The sequence below is a fragment of the Anabaena sp. TISTR 8404 genome (assembly GCF_056847745.1).
In genome coordinates, this window is the sequence record NZ_CP180578.1 from 527,363 (window position 1) to 541,851 (window position 14,489).

Genomic DNA, 14,489 nt, shown 5'->3' on the forward strand with positions numbered 1-14,489 from the left:
CAGATTCCCGACTGTTTGAAAAAATCGGGGATATGAGGCTCTCGATTTTTATGTAATTAAAAGGTGCGATCGCCGTGGTAAAGGTAAACTGGTATTGCAGTGCGATATTGTGGTTGTTAGCTTGTAACCCCGCTGTTGCAGACATCGTTGCAGATACCACCCTCCCGACAAATACGACTGTCACCAACTCTGCTAACCTCAGAGTCATTGAGGGCGGTACGTTGAGAGGTACAAACCTATTCCACAGCTTTCAAGAATTTTCCTTTTCTGTCAATACAGCTGCTACTACAGGAGATACTGCCTTTTTCAACAATAATTCGGCAGTCAGAAACATCTTTGCACGGATAACAGGCGGCTCCATTTCTAACATCGATGGTATTATCAGAACCAACGGCACAGCTAATTTATTTTTAATTAATCCTAGTGGCATAATTTTTGGCCCTAATGCCAGCTTGGATGTTGGCGGTTCCTTTGTAGCTAGTACAGCCAATAGTATTAAGTTTGCGGATGGTAGAGAATTTAGCGCGACAAATCATACTCCTGACCCGTTGTTAACAGTCAGCACTCCTATAGGTTTATACTTTGGCTCTAATATGGGTAGGATTGTTAATCAGTCCCAAGCCAGCCCGAATGGAGAACTTACGGATGCTGATCCTCCTAACCCCATCGGTTTAAAAGCTCCTATTGGTAAAACCTTGGCATTGATAGGAGGTGATGTTGCTATAGAAGGGGGAAACCTAACCACAACCGCAGGCAGAATTGAACTGGGTAGCGTTGGTACAGGTTTAGTCAAATTAACAGAAGTTGAGAAAGGTTACGCCTTTGACTATTCAGGTGTACAAGACTTTCGGGATATCCAAGTTTCCCAATTTTCGATTATTTATGGTAGTGGTAATGATGGTAGCAACATCCACTTTCAAGGTAAAAATGTCAACCTTACGGACAGTTCTTTAGTATTTATTAATAGCTTTGAGAAAGGTAGACAAGATAATTTGTCAGTTAATGCTAGAAATTTGACTATTGATGAAGGTGCGTTTCTAGGAACTTTTGCTTTGGGTGAAGGTGACGCTGGCAATATACAAGTTAAAGCTTCAGATATTGTGGAATTGGCAGGTACAACTTCAGATGGTTTTTTTCCTAGCAGTATAGTGTCTCAAGTTATAGAGTCAGCTACAGGTAACGCTGGTAATATCTCAATTGAAGCTAAAAAACTACTGGTAAGAGATGGTGCAACTATAGATTCTTCCACTTTTGGGTCTGGTCAAGCAGGAAATATTAGTATTAAAGTTTCAAACTCTGTAGAACTGCGTGGTAGAAATCTCATCGATAGTCAGCAGCCTAGTGGGATTTTTGCTCAAATTGCTCAAGAATCTACACAACAACCAACTAATGCCGGAACCTTAGATATTGAAACACAAAAGTTAATTGTTACAGATGGCGCACAAATAGCTACAACTGTTCGCAATAGGGGAAACGGCGGCAACATTAAGATTACAGCTTCAGAGGCAATTCTTGTTAGTGGTGCGTCTTCCCAAGCTACTGCTTCACCCTTCGATATTTATCGTAGTGGAATTTTTGTTGGTGCTGACCCAGGTGCTACAGGTAATCTCGGCAACTTAAATATTACAACAGGACTACTCACAGTAGAAAATGGAGCCAGAATCTCTGCTGCTAACTTTGGTTCAAGTCAAACAGGTGGTAACGCAACTTTCCATCTCAGACAGCTGGTAGTGCAGAATGGTGGAGAGATTCGTGCGGCTTCTTTTGCAGAAGGTGCTGGTGGAACTTTAAATATCAAAGCTACAGATTCGATAGAGGTTGTCGGTGTTGGGAATATTGGTGGTGAAAGTGTTATCAGTACACTGTTTACTGAAGCTCAAGCTGCTGGAAACGCTGGTAACTTGATTATTCAGAGCGATCGCTTGTCGGTACGAGATAGAGCAGAATTAACAGTAAGTAGTGATGGCTCTGGACAAGCTGGCAATTTAGATATCACAGCGCGTATTGTCACATTAGATAACCAAGGCAAACTCATCGCTGAAACTGCCTCTGGTGATGGTGGAAATATCACACTTACTTTAAATGAGGTACTACTACTGCGCCGCAACAGTTTAATCTCCACTACAGCAGGTAACAACTCTGCGGGTGGTAATGGTGGCATTATCAATATCAAAGCTCCATTGATTGTGGCTATCCCCTCCGAAAATAGTGATATCAAAGCCAATGCTTTTACAGGTAATGGCGGTCAAGTTAATATCACCACACGAGGCCTCTTTGGCATTCAACCCCAACTATTGGAAACATCCCAAAGTGATATTACTGCTAGTTCGCGTTTTGGTGTGAATGGCGTTGTCAACATCAATAACCCAGATGTTGACCCTACTCAAGGTTTAACGACTTTACCTCAAAGTGTAGTGGATGTTTCCCGACTAATAGCCCAAGGTTGTGACACAAAACCAGGACAAGTAACAAGCCAATTCACCGTAGCTGGCCGCGGCGGAATGCCTCCTACTCCCAATGACCAACTCAGTATTGATGCAGTATGGTCAGATACGCGCCCCACAGTAGTTTCAGAGGCAAAGAATTTCTCAGCAACTACTACCGTTCAACCATCTCAGAAACCAAATAGTATATCTATAACCCCGGCATCTGGTTGGGTATTTAACAACAAAGGCGAAGTTACCTTGCTTTCTCATGTATCTAATACTACTTCCTGGAATGTCGGATTTACCTCCACTGCTTGCCGTAGCCACTAAATATTGTGACAGCTTCTCCCCCAAAAACTTTGCGTAACTCTGCGTTTACCTCAGTGAGTCTCTGCGTTTAAAAACTGTTGTAAATAATCCCCACGAGATATTTTTGCCAACTACCCAACAGTGGTAATGTTTTCACAAGTCATACGACTGAGATGTGTATAAGAGGTGCTTACTGATGACTCTCATCCGTTGGCAGTTACATCTGGGAATAGTTTTAGCGATGAGTGGAGCTTTAGCTACCACCTCAATACAGAGTTGCATAGCCCAGAGTATCACCTTGGATGGCACTTTAGGCACTACACAGACTATCAATGGCCCCAACTACACAATTCCTGAGTCAGTCGGACAAACAGTTGGTAATAACTTGTTTCACAGTTTTGGTCGTTTTAGTTTAAATACAGGTGAAAGTGCGGTTTTTCAAAGTGGCGCAGCAATCAGAAATATTCTCTCGCGTGTTACCGGAGGCTTGCCATCTAGAATTGATGGTCTAATCAGCACACAAAGTAATAATGTCACTTTTTTCTTCATCAACCCCAGCGGCATTGTGTTTGGCCCGAATGCCCGACTGAATGTAGGCGGAAGTACCAGAGGCTCTTTTATTGCCACTACAGCAGATGCCATAGTGTGGTCTAATGGTAGCCGATTCAGTGCTACTAATCCTAATGGAGTTGATAGCTTACTTACCATTGTCGGCGATCCGAGTGGGTTTTTATTCAACCTTAGACCACCACAAGCAATAGAGGTAAATAGTAGTGAACTGCGGGTTGCTCAAGGTCAAAGCTTGTTGTTAGTGGGCGGTAATATTAACTTAAATAACAGCTTATTGGTGGTTGATTCACCAATTGGTGGCAGAATTGAACTTGGAGCAGTTGGCGCACTAGGAACGGTAGGACTCACTACGAATGGCAATACTCTCAGTCTAAATTTTCCGCAAAATTTGGCACGGGCAGATATATCTCTCTGGAATAACGCTCAGGTAAATGTTTTCGCAGAAGTTGGCGGTAGTATTAACGTTTATGCCCAAAACTTAAATCTACAAAATGGCAGTCAGATACAAGCTGCAATACCTCAAGGAACCGGAGATATAAATACCCGTGCCGGAGATATTAAAGTCAACACAACAGGTAATATCCAACTGCAACAGGAAAGCAATATTTCAACGGCCGTAGAAAGGAATGCTACTGGCACTGCTGGCAATATTAATATCGTTACTAAATCTCTACTAGCAACTGATGGTTCACAAGTGAATGCTAGTTCCTTTGGACAAGGCAATGGCGGAAATATCACAATTACAGCAAATGAAGCTGTCGCCTTGGATGGTGTAGCTAATAATGGCTCAATTAGTTCGGTAATTAGTTATATTGATGCGGGTGCAGTGGGTAATGGTGGTCAAGTTAATATTAACGCGCGATCGCTCAGTTTAACCAATGGCGCACAAGTCAGTGCCAGTGTACGTTCCGCTGAGGAAAATCTTCCAGGCGGTCGGGGTAATGCTGGTAATGTCAATGTTAATGTGCGTGATGCCGTCAATATCAAAAATGCTAATAGTAGTGTACTTAGCCTCATTGGTGTTGGTGCAGAAGGCAGAGGTGGCAATATCACCATCAATGCAGCCTCATTAACAGCAACCAATGGCGGACAAGTAAACACTAGTTCTTTTGGGCGAGGTGATGCAGGTATCATCACAATTAAAGCCAGTGACGCTGTCGCCTTTGATGGTGTAGCTAATAATGGCTTAATTAGCTCGGCAATTAGTTATATTGATGCGGGCGCAGAAGGTAACGGCGGTAATGTTAATATTAAAGCGCGATCGCTCACCTTAACCAATGGCGCACAAATAAGTGCCAGTGTACGTTCCGCTGAGGAAAATCTTCCAGGCGGTCGGGGTAATGCTGGTAATGTTAATATCAATGTGCATGATACAATTACTGTCTCTGGTAGAAGCGCCAATGCTACTCGTAGCGGAATTTTAAGCCTTGTTGGCGCAGGCGCAGTAGGTAGTGGTGGTAATTTAAGCATAGCCACCTCAAATTTAGCAGTCAGAGATGGCGCGGAAGTGACTGTCAGTAATCGTGCTATAGGTAATGCTGGCAGTATTAGGGCTAATGCTCGGATCATCTCGCTAGATAATCAAGGACAAATCACTGCAACTTCACAATCAGGGCAAGGTGGAAATATTTCCTTACAAGTCAGTGATATTTTATTACTACGCCGCAATAGCTTAATTTCTCATGTCTCTGGTACGCCAGAAGCTGGAGGAACCGGAGGCAACTTTTTTGCTGATGCTAGTTTTATCGTCGCTGTACCCTCAGAAAATAGCGACATTATTACTAATGCTTTTAACGGTAGCGGCGGAAATATTGTCATCAATGCACAAAACATTTTTGGTTTGCAGTTTCAGCCCCAAATCACCCAGGGTAGCGACATTGTAGCAACGGGAACTATCACCTTAAACACACCTAATATTGACCCAGTTCAAGGTTTAGCGTCTCTACCTACAACTGTAGATATTCCAGAACCAATTGCGCAAAGTTGTAGTACCTATGCTAATCAAACAGGTAGTCAATTTACTGTTACCGGACGCGGTGGTTTACCTCCTAATCCCAATGAACCCCTCAGTAGTGATGTAGTCTGGTCAGATACTCGCTTAACTTTAGCTACCAAACCCCAACCTAATTCCCTAACTCCAGTAACTCAACAACAGCCAACTACTGTTGATCATGTGGCAATTGTACCTGCCTCTGGTTGGGTGCGCGATCGCCTGGGCAAAGTTACTCTCGTGTCTCACTCAGCCAATCTTTCTACCTCTAGCGTGGGGTATCGTGGTACTTCCTGCCAAGTACCCTAATTGGAAAAACGACTAGCAGAACTAGTCGTTGTTTCTTTTTTACTGAGGTGTACTAACCTCAGAAGTCTGATTGATTGGTTGCAGCACATTTTGTTCTTTAACTAATGGTGCTTGAGCAACTTGCGCATCTAATTTTACGCCTTCTGTCGTTAACAAACCTTCCCAGTCAGCTTTGAGAGCTGAATCTAGAGGGCGAGAATAGCGCAACTGTGCCAAGGTATATAAAGTATCTTGCCAAATGCCAGCTTCTGCATACAGCTTCAAGCGTTCTTGGGGAGATGCCTTTTCTAACTTACTCATCAATTGGGGATCGTCAATGCGTTGGATAGCACCTTGAACTAACTTATCCAAAGAACGGTCTTGAGTATTGCAAATGATTGAGAAATTCCATCTATACTTTTGGCCTTTGGCTAATGTATTAGCTGGTAGACTAACTCCAACTACGCCAGCATTCCCACTAGGTTTGTACTTTTGCTTGTAAATCTCTTGGTCATTTTCATCTTGAAGCACTAACTCTACTTCTGGTGCTTTATTTTCAGGAATATAAAAATATAAGGTGGGGTTGGCTACAGTTGTTAACCCAATATTCGACATTGGAACAATCGCAGTCAGATACTGATTCTTGGCTACACAATTTATTCCTCGTGAACCACCAGGAACTCTTCTACCAGGTACGCCTAGCTTTGGTAAATTGATGTTAATTTGTGCTTGTACTGGCACTAAGGAACCTAAAATTGCCAATCCAACAATTGCAGAGATGGCTTTGGAACAAAGTTTTGATGCTAATGAGTTGTTCATATAATGTAATCCTAGGTTGGAGTTTAAAGTTAATGCTTATTTTGGGGTTGTAATGCTTCTGGCGGAGGAATTAAAGGCTGCTGTGCGATTTCTCGATTCAAGCGAACACCTGTTGCTGTTAACAATTCTTGCCAATCAGATGCTAGTGTTTGGTTATTAGGAAGCAAGTAGCGCATTTGTGCGATCGTAGCCAGAGCATCATGCCAAATACCTGCTGCTGCATACAAAATTGCACGCTCTTGTCCAGTTGCTTGTTGTAATTTTTTCACCAGTTGTGGGTCTGGTAGCCTACGTTCTACTAAACCAGCTACAACCTTATTTTGAGACTTGTCTGTAGGATTACATATTACAGATAACTTCCATTTATATTGTTTATTTACTGCTAAAGAATTAACAGGCAGACGTATGCTAATTATGCCAGCTTTGTTGCTTGGTTTATATTTTTGTGTGTAAATCTCTTGCTCATTTTCATTTTGAACAACTAGTTCTAATTCTGGTGCAGAAGTTTGAGGAACATAGAAAAACAAAGTGGGGTTGGAAACTGTTGTTAATCCCAATTGAGATTCGGGAATTAAAGCTGTTAAAGGCAGTTTTCCTTGTAAACACTGATTAGGAACTGTTCTAGATGGTATATTCCTGTCTTCATTTCGAGGGGCTGTGATTGGTGGACGTGGATTTAAAATTCCCCTAATACCATTTAAGGTATCTGCGGGGAAAGTTTGTTTAGGGTTTCCTGGGGGTACTGGTGATGCTCGTTCTAATTCAGCATTTCTACCTGTATTTCCCCCAGACGGTGGTTCATATACCCGTGTTCCTGCGGGTATCAATCTTTGTGGACTACCAACTGGAGGTAGAAATATAATTTTTTGTCTTGCTACTGCTGTATTTACTGATAAGAGGCTAGTAACACCAATAGTAGTGGCTAAGACTGTTATCCCGATTTTTTGTAGTTGTGGGGAGATCATCTGCTGGACTCCTGCTATTGGGAAATTTTGCTCGATGGTTTAACAACAGAATCTTTGAGTCCTAGCTTGTGATTTTTCAATGGTTGAGGAGCTTGTTGTTCTGGAATTAACGGTTTTTGTGTCAGTGGTTGAGGAGCTTGTTGTTCTGGAATTAACGGTTTTTGTGTCAATTGTTGATCCAATTCTACTCCTGGTGCTGTTAACAAAGCTTCCCAATCAGCTTTGAGTTTTGGATCATTAGGACGAGAGTACCTTAGCCTTGCTACGGTATCAAGTGCATCATGCCAAATACCTGCTTCTGCGTAAAGTAGTACACGCTCTTCAGGAGTAGCTGATGCTAGTTTTTTCATCAGTGAAGGATTTTCAAAACGTTGGATAGTACCTTGAATTAGTTTGTCTAAAGAACGGTCTTGGGGATTGCAAACTATTGAAAAATTCCATGTGTACCTTTTACTTACAGCTAAAGAATTTGGTGGCAGATGTATGCCTACTATTCCGGCTTTGGTATTTGGTTTGTACTTCTGCTGGTAAATGATTTGCTCATTTTCATCTAGAACAACTAGTTCCATAAAAGAAGCAGAAGTTTGGGGAATAAAGAAATACAAAGTCGGGTTTCCTAATGTCGTTAATCCCAGGTTGGATTTAGGAATTAAGGCTGTTAGGCGTTGATTTTTGGCTACACAACTGACTCCGCGTGTAGCGCCTGGGATGATTCTACCAGGTGCGCCTAAAGGTGGCAGATTTAATCTAATGCGAGTTCCAGATTGGATTGTTCTAATAGGCCGCCCTAAACTATTTGGCACAGTTGGTTTTTCTGCCTGAGCGATCGCAATCTTAGTAGGAGAGAGAACAGTAAACCCAAAAATTGCTGTGAGAAATATCAGCCAAATTTTTTTTGGCATCGTGGCGAGCATCCGGTTACTCCTACTATTCAGGAATTTTTATCAATTTTTAACTATATCCCACCAAACCACTCATAACCTTGATCAATCCAATAACCTTTTTTACTGCTGAGATTACTAGTTAATGTAACGCGAGTTACCCATTTAGATTGTTTATAACCAAGCTTGATAGGAGCAGCCAAACGCAGTGGCGCACCGTTCTCTGCTGGTAATGGCTGACCATTTTTTTGATAAGCCAGTAGAGTTTGGGGATGCAGTACAGAGGCAATATCCCAGCTTTCGTAGTAATTATCAGCCGACTGAAAGTAGGCGTAACGGACTTGAGATTTTGGTTGTGCCAAATTCAGTAAATCTCGTAAACGCACACCTCCCCACTGCACGATCGCCGCCCAACCTTCGACGCACACATGCCGGATTACCATAGAGGTTAGGGGTAATTTTTGGATGTCTGCCATGCTTAATGCCAATGGCTGGTTTACTTCTCCATCTATGATTAGGCGAAATTTGGTGAGATCAATTTGGGGAGTACCTTCATAGCTATTAATTAGCAGTGCGTTTGGTTCGATCGCACTCATCGAAAATTCTGGTACAGGTATCTGCGGTTTGAGTAATAATTCTCCGACTTTGAGGTTGAGTGGTTCAGTCAGACTCCCAACTGATTCTGACAGTAGGCTTGTACCACAACTGCTAAGGAGCAATCCCATACTCGACATTCCCGATAGTTGCAGCAATCTGCGGCGTGTCAACAGATGGCGCGGTGCTGTGAATTTTTCCATACCACCTCTAAGTAAACATTGATTTAATCAGACGATAACCACCGACTTTCTGAGATAACAGAAAATGAGCGATCGCAAATATGACAACCATTGGCACGGTAACAAAATGAACGACTCTCAGAATTTGCCAACTGCCAAATAACCCAGACAACCAATGCAGTTGTGCGGGTTTGTACATTGCTAATCCAGAGGCGATCGCTAGTATTAATACTGGTACAATTCCGGTGTAAATTAACCGATGCCAAGCATAGTTTTTCCGTTTCGGATTCTGCCCTTTTTGTAAAACTTGCAAGTCACTTTGAGAAACAAATCGCTTTTCCCATCGCCGCGTCAAGAATATATAAATACCATAGGCTAACAAGTTCAACGAAAAAATCCACATTGCAGCAAAGTGCCAATTTCGTCCCCCGCCTAACCATCCTCCCAGTAAAAATGTCCGGGGAAATGTCCAGCCTCCCCGTCCACCAAACACAGGGTTAGCGTTGTAAATTTGCAATCCACTGCCAATCATGATGATTAAACTAATGATATTGACTGCATGAAATATTTTGGCAAGGAACTCTTGTTTCGGCCCCGCAGAAGGTTTGCCACGTTTACCAGCTTTAGAAGAAGCCATAGAAAGTCCTAATTTTTATATTTTCAACCCTAAAATGTCTCAGATATTCTACTGCTCTACTGCTACAAAAATTTACTAAATTACGTACTTACTTATATCAGGTGGATTTCTCGGTTTTATGCATTTATTTCTATAAATGATAGTCATCAAAACTATTTACAGCAGGGAACAGGCAACAGGGAACGCTTAACAGCTTTGAAAGCCTAGTAATATATAGGTTTGTTCTTTAAATTTGTACCTCATTCACTTGCAATCTGCTGTATTTCTTACCAATTAATATTGCTCACCAAGAATTAACCAGCCCAGAGATTATTTGCTGAAGGTAGCATAACCAAAAGTAGCGTTAAATGGACGACACCAAATTGCTGCACTGGCGAAATCTGCAATCTTGATATTATTTGGGATCGCATAGCGTTGCATACCGGAAGTTTTTCGTAAGCGCCCTAAACTGACATAATCTTTTTCAGTCAGTCCATAAATTTTGGGTTTTGCTTGACGATGTAAGATCACGTGCAATTCTGGGCCACTGTCTGTCTTAAAGTCTTGATCTAATTCCAAAAAGTTTTTCCCATTTTCTGTAATGATACGGGCATTTCCTTTGGTTACGTGTTCTCCTTTGACAAAACTACCAGATTTGATAACTGTTGATGTTGGAGATTCAGTCGGTTGTGGTGAGGTTGTTGGAGTTGCAGTCTCAGTAACTTGTACGGTTTTAACACCTTGGCTAGAAGAATTTTCTTGAGGTTGTGTAGCGGCTTGTTTTGCACAACCAACGATCGCCAAAGTGGTTAAACTCAAAATTAGTAATTTGCCTTGCATGGCTCAAAAGCCTCCTATTTAGATATTTCTATTGATTTACCAACATTTGTGTTTGCAGATTTCGCCCGCTACTAATTGATTCTGGTTCCTGAAGTCTTTTTTGTTACTGTTATGATTGCAACTTACCATGAACTTACTATGTAACTACACATTCAGTAGCGGAAAACCCTGAAAATTTAGCAAGAATTTATAAATTAGCCCAAAAATTTAATACTGTTGTTAGAGAATTTACAGTGGTAAGCGAGGAAACATCGGGGCCAACCACAGTTGAATTTGCACATCCCAACCCAGGAGAATTGCGATCGCCGATGCGGCTACTAAAACACCGCCAACTCTGTGTAAAATTTCACTACGAGAACGCAAACCCAGCAAAGATTTGCTTGTATAACGCCCAGCATAAGCGATCGCTAATAGTGGTAACGCTGCACCCACACCATAAGCCAATAACAGCACAAACGCTTCTATAACTTGATGTTTGGCAGCAGCCAAAATTAAGATGCTCCCCAGTACAGGGCCAGCACAAGGAGTCCACAATAAACCAAGCTGAGTCCCTAACCAAAATTCTCCTGTTAATCCTACCCCGCTGGTTCTTTTGATTTTGCCCAACTGCAAATAACTCAGCAGCAGATAATTCCATTTGGGAAAGATAGCTAACAAACCCATGAGCAATAAAATAAATATGCCCACATATCGCAAAGTACTGGCGAGTTCTGCCAACCAACTGCTGGCAATTCCGAGTAAACTACCTGCTATAGCAAATCCGCCCACTAAACCAGTTACTAAAGCTACAGGCCCATAACGATGTGTCGAAAGCGATCGCCCCACTAAAACAGGCAAAACAGGTAAAACACAAGGCGACAGTACAGTTAAAGACCCTGCCAAAACTGCTAATCCCGCTGATAGGGAAGTGATTGCCATCTTGATTTATCCTAAAAGTTGCCGAATCATCTGTTCTGTCTCGGAATAAGCACCTTCTCCAATATGGTCGTAACGAATCACGCCTTGGCGGTCTGCTAAAAACAAATGCGGCCAATATTCGTTTTTATAAGCGTTCCAAGTTTTGAAATCGTTATCTATTGGTACTGCGTAGGTAATTTTGTGTTTTTGTAAGGCTTGCTTCACATTGCTGAGAACTTTCTCATAAGCAAACTCTGGCGTATGGACACCTACAACTTTGAGTCCTTTGTCTGCATATTCTCGATGCCAACGCGTAACGTATGGTAGGGTGCGCTGACAGTTGATACAAGCAAATGTCCAAAATTGAATTAACACCACGCTACCTTTGAGGTCAGCAGTCGTTAAAGCAGGAGAATTGAGCCACTGAGATATTCCTTGGAATTCTGGGAGGAGTTGCGTGTTAGCAGCTGGGGCTGCGGTGGCATTTTGAATGGGAGTGCTATTAGGATGAGGAGTAATCGCTGTGGGAACTGTAATTTTTTGAGAACATCCAGAAGCGATCGCCGCGCCACCTGCTCCTATAGCTCCTAACCCCAGATACGTAAGCAGTCGGCGGCGCTTGATGAAATATTTATCCATAAAGCTATTGTTGTGGTTATGAAGATAAATTTAAATACTTTCTAGTTTCGGATGATTACGGAGATATCGAAACATTTTTTGGAGAAATGGGTGCGTAAATAACGCACCCATAAATTGCTTTGGTAATTTTTACCTGTATTGAAAAAGAGTTCTAAAACTCAAGTTTTACAGTATAAAAATACACCCAATTACTACTTCAACAGTTTTTAAGAATGGTTACAAAAAGTTTTTTTGAGGCAATTCTTGTATGTACAAGTGGCTACAGGATACAAACTTTTTCTTATTTAGGTTAAAAACTGTTTTTTGACAAATGTATCCTCAGCAACACATATTAGGGTGTGCTAGTTGGTTTTGGTGGTGTAGTTTCTTTCTTCATCGCGTCGCCTTCTTTTTTCATTGCGTCGCCATCTTTCTTCATCGCGCCTTCATTCTTCATTGCGCCGCCTTCATTCTTCATCGCGCCGCCTTCATTTTTCATCGCGCCGCCTTCATTTTTCATTGCATCGCCGGCAGTCGGACTAGCACTAGGAGCAGCTTGATTATCAGAAGGGCTTGAGCAAGCAACTAAGCTTCCCATCAAAGCAAGACTTGCCATCATCACACCAACGAATTTTAACTTCATCATCTTTTGGAACCCCTTAAAAGTCTTACTAAAGGAATAGACAAGGATCATCCTGTATAATCATACGGATGAAGCCAGATTTTGATAACAAATTAATTTTTTTTTTAAATTCCTTCGCAAAAATTAATTCTGCTTAACTATCTGACTACATCGGCTATTGGAAGAATGTCTATTAATTTAGTACAGTGCTGTGTCTGGGGATTACGCAAAAAGTCAGGACTTCAGCACATATCGTTTACCGGGGAAAACAGATAACCGCGCAAATTTTCCAAGGGTCTGAGTCTGCTATTAACTGAAGAATCGCGTTTTTTTCCTTTGATGAACTTGATTAACCGGGTTTCTGGGAAATTCTGCACTTTTATGCTCTCCAGTTTCCCGCAAAAACCCGATTATTTAGGGTTATAGCAATAAAATTTATAAATCAGTCTTAATTTTGATTTTACCGACGGCTCTACCAACTTTCTCCCATGTTCTAGCTGTCTCCAAGTCTTGCCAATTAGTTCTCAAATGTTCAGCTTTCTCATAACAGACCTGCGAAAGTATACTAAGCACACCAGATAAACTCATATTCTCTATCATTATCTCTATGTCGCTTTTGTCGTACATTTTTACAACTCCGTAGCAAAAATTTTTTAACCAGCTTTGATATGAGTCATCATCTACCAAATTTGGTAGTGATAATACCTAGAATTGTCGCATCTTGTCATGCTGCAATGGAATGACTTCTACATTAGCTGTAGATTAGTTCGATATATATCTCATGGTTCATCCATAAGTTACAGGCAATGGTGTTGAAGAGAGGATATTTTTCTTTTTCCCCCTACACCCTGCACCCTGCCTACACAGTGATAGTGTATCTTTTTGGATGGAAGTCCCTTAGTGTCCTTGACTAGCTTGCAATAGTTGATACTGTCGCCATTTTTCTTGTTGACGGACGCGTTTCTCTTCAGTAAGTTGATCAAAACAGTAGGGGCAAGAAATGCCTTCTTCATATTGGGGATAAACTTTATCTGATGCAGAAATCGGATGTCCACAACAAAAGCACAACTCGTGGCTACCAGCTTTTAAGCCATGACGAACAGCTACCCGTTCATCAAAGACAAAACATTCTCCCTTCCACAAACTTTCTGCGGCAGGAATTTCCTCTAAATATTTTAAAATGCCGCCTTTAAGGTGATAAACTTCAGTAAATCCTTGGGCAAGCATAAAAGATGAGGCTTTTTCGCAGCGAATCCCCCCAGTACAAAATAAAGCAACTTTTTTGTGTTGATTAGGGTTGAGGTATTGCTGAACATATTCGGGAAACTCTCGAAATGATTGCGTGTGAGGATTCTCCGCTCCTTTAAAAGTACCAATTCTTACTTCATACTCATTGCGAGTGTCAATCACGGTAACTTCAGGGTCAGAAATTAAATCATTCCATTCCTCTGGGCTGACATAAATACCTACTTGCTGATTTGGGTCAATTTCTGGCAACCCCAAAGTAACAATTTCTAACTTCAATCGCACCTTCATACGTTCAAAGGGCGGGGTCTGAGTATAAGATTCTTTATATTCTAAATCTGCTAAACGGCGATCGCTACGTAGATAGGCAAAAACAGCGTCAATCTCCTGACGCGAACCTGCAATTGTGCCGTTCATACCTTCTGCTGCCAGCAGAATTGTTCCCTTAATGCCTTGTGCTAAACAAAAAGACAGCAAGGGTTCTTGTTTCTCAGCAAAGTCGGGCAAACTGACAAATTTATAAAATGTTGCCACAATTTGGGTATTTTTTTGGTTCATCCCTTTAGCAATCGAACAATTTTCAGGTAATATATCTAAGGTAGTGAAATTTAACTACCTATTTAATTT

The 14,489-nt window shown here is 41.6% G+C and carries 12 protein-coding genes; 2 read left to right on the forward strand and 10 right to left on the reverse strand.

The features are described 5' to 3' along the window. Positions 1 to 74: 74 nt before the first annotated feature. Positions 75 to 2,756 (forward strand): two-partner secretion domain-containing protein, encoded by a 2,682-nt coding sequence (locus ACMX3D_RS02370; protein WP_482749893.1) that lies wholly within the window; start codon positions 75 to 77, stop codon positions 2,754 to 2,756. Positions 2,757 to 2,931: 175 nt separating this feature from the next. After that, positions 2,932 to 5,604, forward strand: a complete 2,673-nt coding sequence (locus ACMX3D_RS02375; RefSeq protein ID WP_482749894.1) for a two-partner secretion domain-containing protein — start codon at positions 2,932 to 2,934, stop codon at positions 5,602 to 5,604. 39 nt (positions 5,605 to 5,643) lie between these two features. On the opposite strand, the gene ACMX3D_RS02380 is transcribed toward ACMX3D_RS02375, so the two are convergent. The 10 genes from ACMX3D_RS02380 to trhO form a co-directional block, all read right to left on the reverse strand. Continuing rightward, positions 5,644 to 6,402 (reverse strand): DUF928 domain-containing protein, encoded by a 759-nt coding sequence (locus ACMX3D_RS02380; RefSeq protein ID WP_482749895.1) that lies wholly within the window; start codon positions 6,400 to 6,402, stop codon positions 5,644 to 5,646. A gap of 29 nt (positions 6,403 to 6,431) precedes the next feature. Beyond that, the gene (locus ACMX3D_RS02385) at positions 6,432 to 7,367 is read right to left on the reverse strand and encodes a DUF928 domain-containing protein (protein WP_482749896.1); all 936 of its coding nucleotides are present in this window, start codon (positions 7,365 to 7,367) and stop codon (positions 6,432 to 6,434) included. Between the two features lie 14 nt (positions 7,368 to 7,381). Then, the gene (locus ACMX3D_RS02390; protein ID WP_482749897.1) at positions 7,382 to 8,269 is read right to left on the reverse strand and encodes a DUF928 domain-containing protein; all 888 of its coding nucleotides are present in this window, start codon (positions 8,267 to 8,269) and stop codon (positions 7,382 to 7,384) included. A 53-nt stretch (positions 8,270 to 8,322) separates the two neighbouring features. Continuing rightward, positions 8,323 to 9,045, reverse strand: a complete 723-nt coding sequence (locus ACMX3D_RS02395; RefSeq protein ID WP_482749898.1) for a molybdopterin-dependent oxidoreductase — start codon at positions 9,043 to 9,045, stop codon at positions 8,323 to 8,325. Between the two features lie 7 nt (positions 9,046 to 9,052). Continuing rightward, on the reverse strand, positions 9,053 to 9,661 hold the full coding sequence (locus ACMX3D_RS02400) for a cytochrome b/b6 domain-containing protein (RefSeq protein ID WP_482749899.1): 609 nt from the start codon (positions 9,659 to 9,661) through the stop codon (positions 9,053 to 9,055). A 309-nt stretch (positions 9,662 to 9,970) separates the two neighbouring features. Beyond that, positions 9,971 to 10,480: a DM13 domain-containing protein gene (locus tag ACMX3D_RS02405; protein ID WP_482749900.1), complete on the reverse strand. Its 510-nt coding sequence runs from the start codon at positions 10,478 to 10,480 to the stop codon at positions 9,971 to 9,973. Positions 10,481 to 10,708: 228 nt separating this feature from the next. Continuing rightward, positions 10,709 to 11,398 (reverse strand): cytochrome c biogenesis CcdA family protein, encoded by a 690-nt coding sequence (locus ACMX3D_RS02410; protein ID WP_482749901.1) that lies wholly within the window; start codon positions 11,396 to 11,398, stop codon positions 10,709 to 10,711. A 6-nt stretch (positions 11,399 to 11,404) separates the two neighbouring features. Beyond that, entirely contained in the window at positions 11,405 to 12,016 is a 612-nt protein-coding gene (locus ACMX3D_RS02415; RefSeq protein ID WP_482749902.1) for a thioredoxin family protein, read from the reverse strand. Between the two features lie 331 nt (positions 12,017 to 12,347). After that, a complete protein-coding gene (locus ACMX3D_RS02420; protein ID WP_482749903.1) occupies positions 12,348 to 12,641 on the reverse strand; it encodes a hypothetical protein in 294 nt (97 codons plus the stop codon). Between the two features lie 873 nt (positions 12,642 to 13,514). Next, positions 13,515 to 14,420 carry an oxygen-dependent tRNA uridine(34) hydroxylase TrhO gene (gene trhO, locus ACMX3D_RS02425; RefSeq protein WP_482749904.1) on the reverse strand — a complete coding sequence of 302 codons (906 nt, stop codon included), beginning with the start codon at positions 14,418 to 14,420 and terminating at the stop codon, positions 13,515 to 13,517. Between the last annotated feature and the right edge of the window lie 69 nt (positions 14,421 to 14,489).

Coding starts and splice junctions, on each gene's coding strand:
- ACMX3D_RS02375 (WP_482749894.1), top strand. CDS start 2,932: ATGACTCTCATCCGTTGGCAGTTACATCTGGGAATAGTTTTAGCGATG.
- ACMX3D_RS02380 (WP_482749895.1), bottom strand. CDS start 6,402: ATGAACAACTCATTAGCATCAAAACTTTGTTCCAAAGCCATCTCTGCA.
- ACMX3D_RS02385 (WP_482749896.1), bottom strand. CDS start 7,367: ATGATCTCCCCACAACTACAAAAAATCGGGATAACAGTCTTAGCCACT.
- ACMX3D_RS02390 (WP_482749897.1), bottom strand. CDS start 8,269: ATGCCAAAAAAAATTTGGCTGATATTTCTCACAGCAATTTTTGGGTTT.
- ACMX3D_RS02395 (WP_482749898.1), bottom strand. CDS start 9,045: ATGGAAAAATTCACAGCACCGCGCCATCTGTTGACACGCCGCAGATTG.
- ACMX3D_RS02400 (WP_482749899.1), bottom strand. CDS start 9,661: ATGGCTTCTTCTAAAGCTGGTAAACGTGGCAAACCTTCTGCGGGGCCG.
- ACMX3D_RS02405 (WP_482749900.1), bottom strand. CDS start 10,480: ATGCAAGGCAAATTACTAATTTTGAGTTTAACCACTTTGGCGATCGTT.
- ACMX3D_RS02410 (WP_482749901.1), bottom strand. CDS start 11,398: ATGGCAATCACTTCCCTATCAGCGGGATTAGCAGTTTTGGCAGGGTCT.
- ACMX3D_RS02415 (WP_482749902.1), bottom strand. CDS start 12,016: ATGGATAAATATTTCATCAAGCGCCGCCGACTGCTTACGTATCTGGGG.
- ACMX3D_RS02420 (WP_482749903.1), bottom strand. CDS start 12,641: ATGATGAAGTTAAAATTCGTTGGTGTGATGATGGCAAGTCTTGCTTTG.
- trhO (WP_482749904.1), bottom strand. CDS start 14,420: ATGAACCAAAAAAATACCCAAATTGTGGCAACATTTTATAAATTTGTC.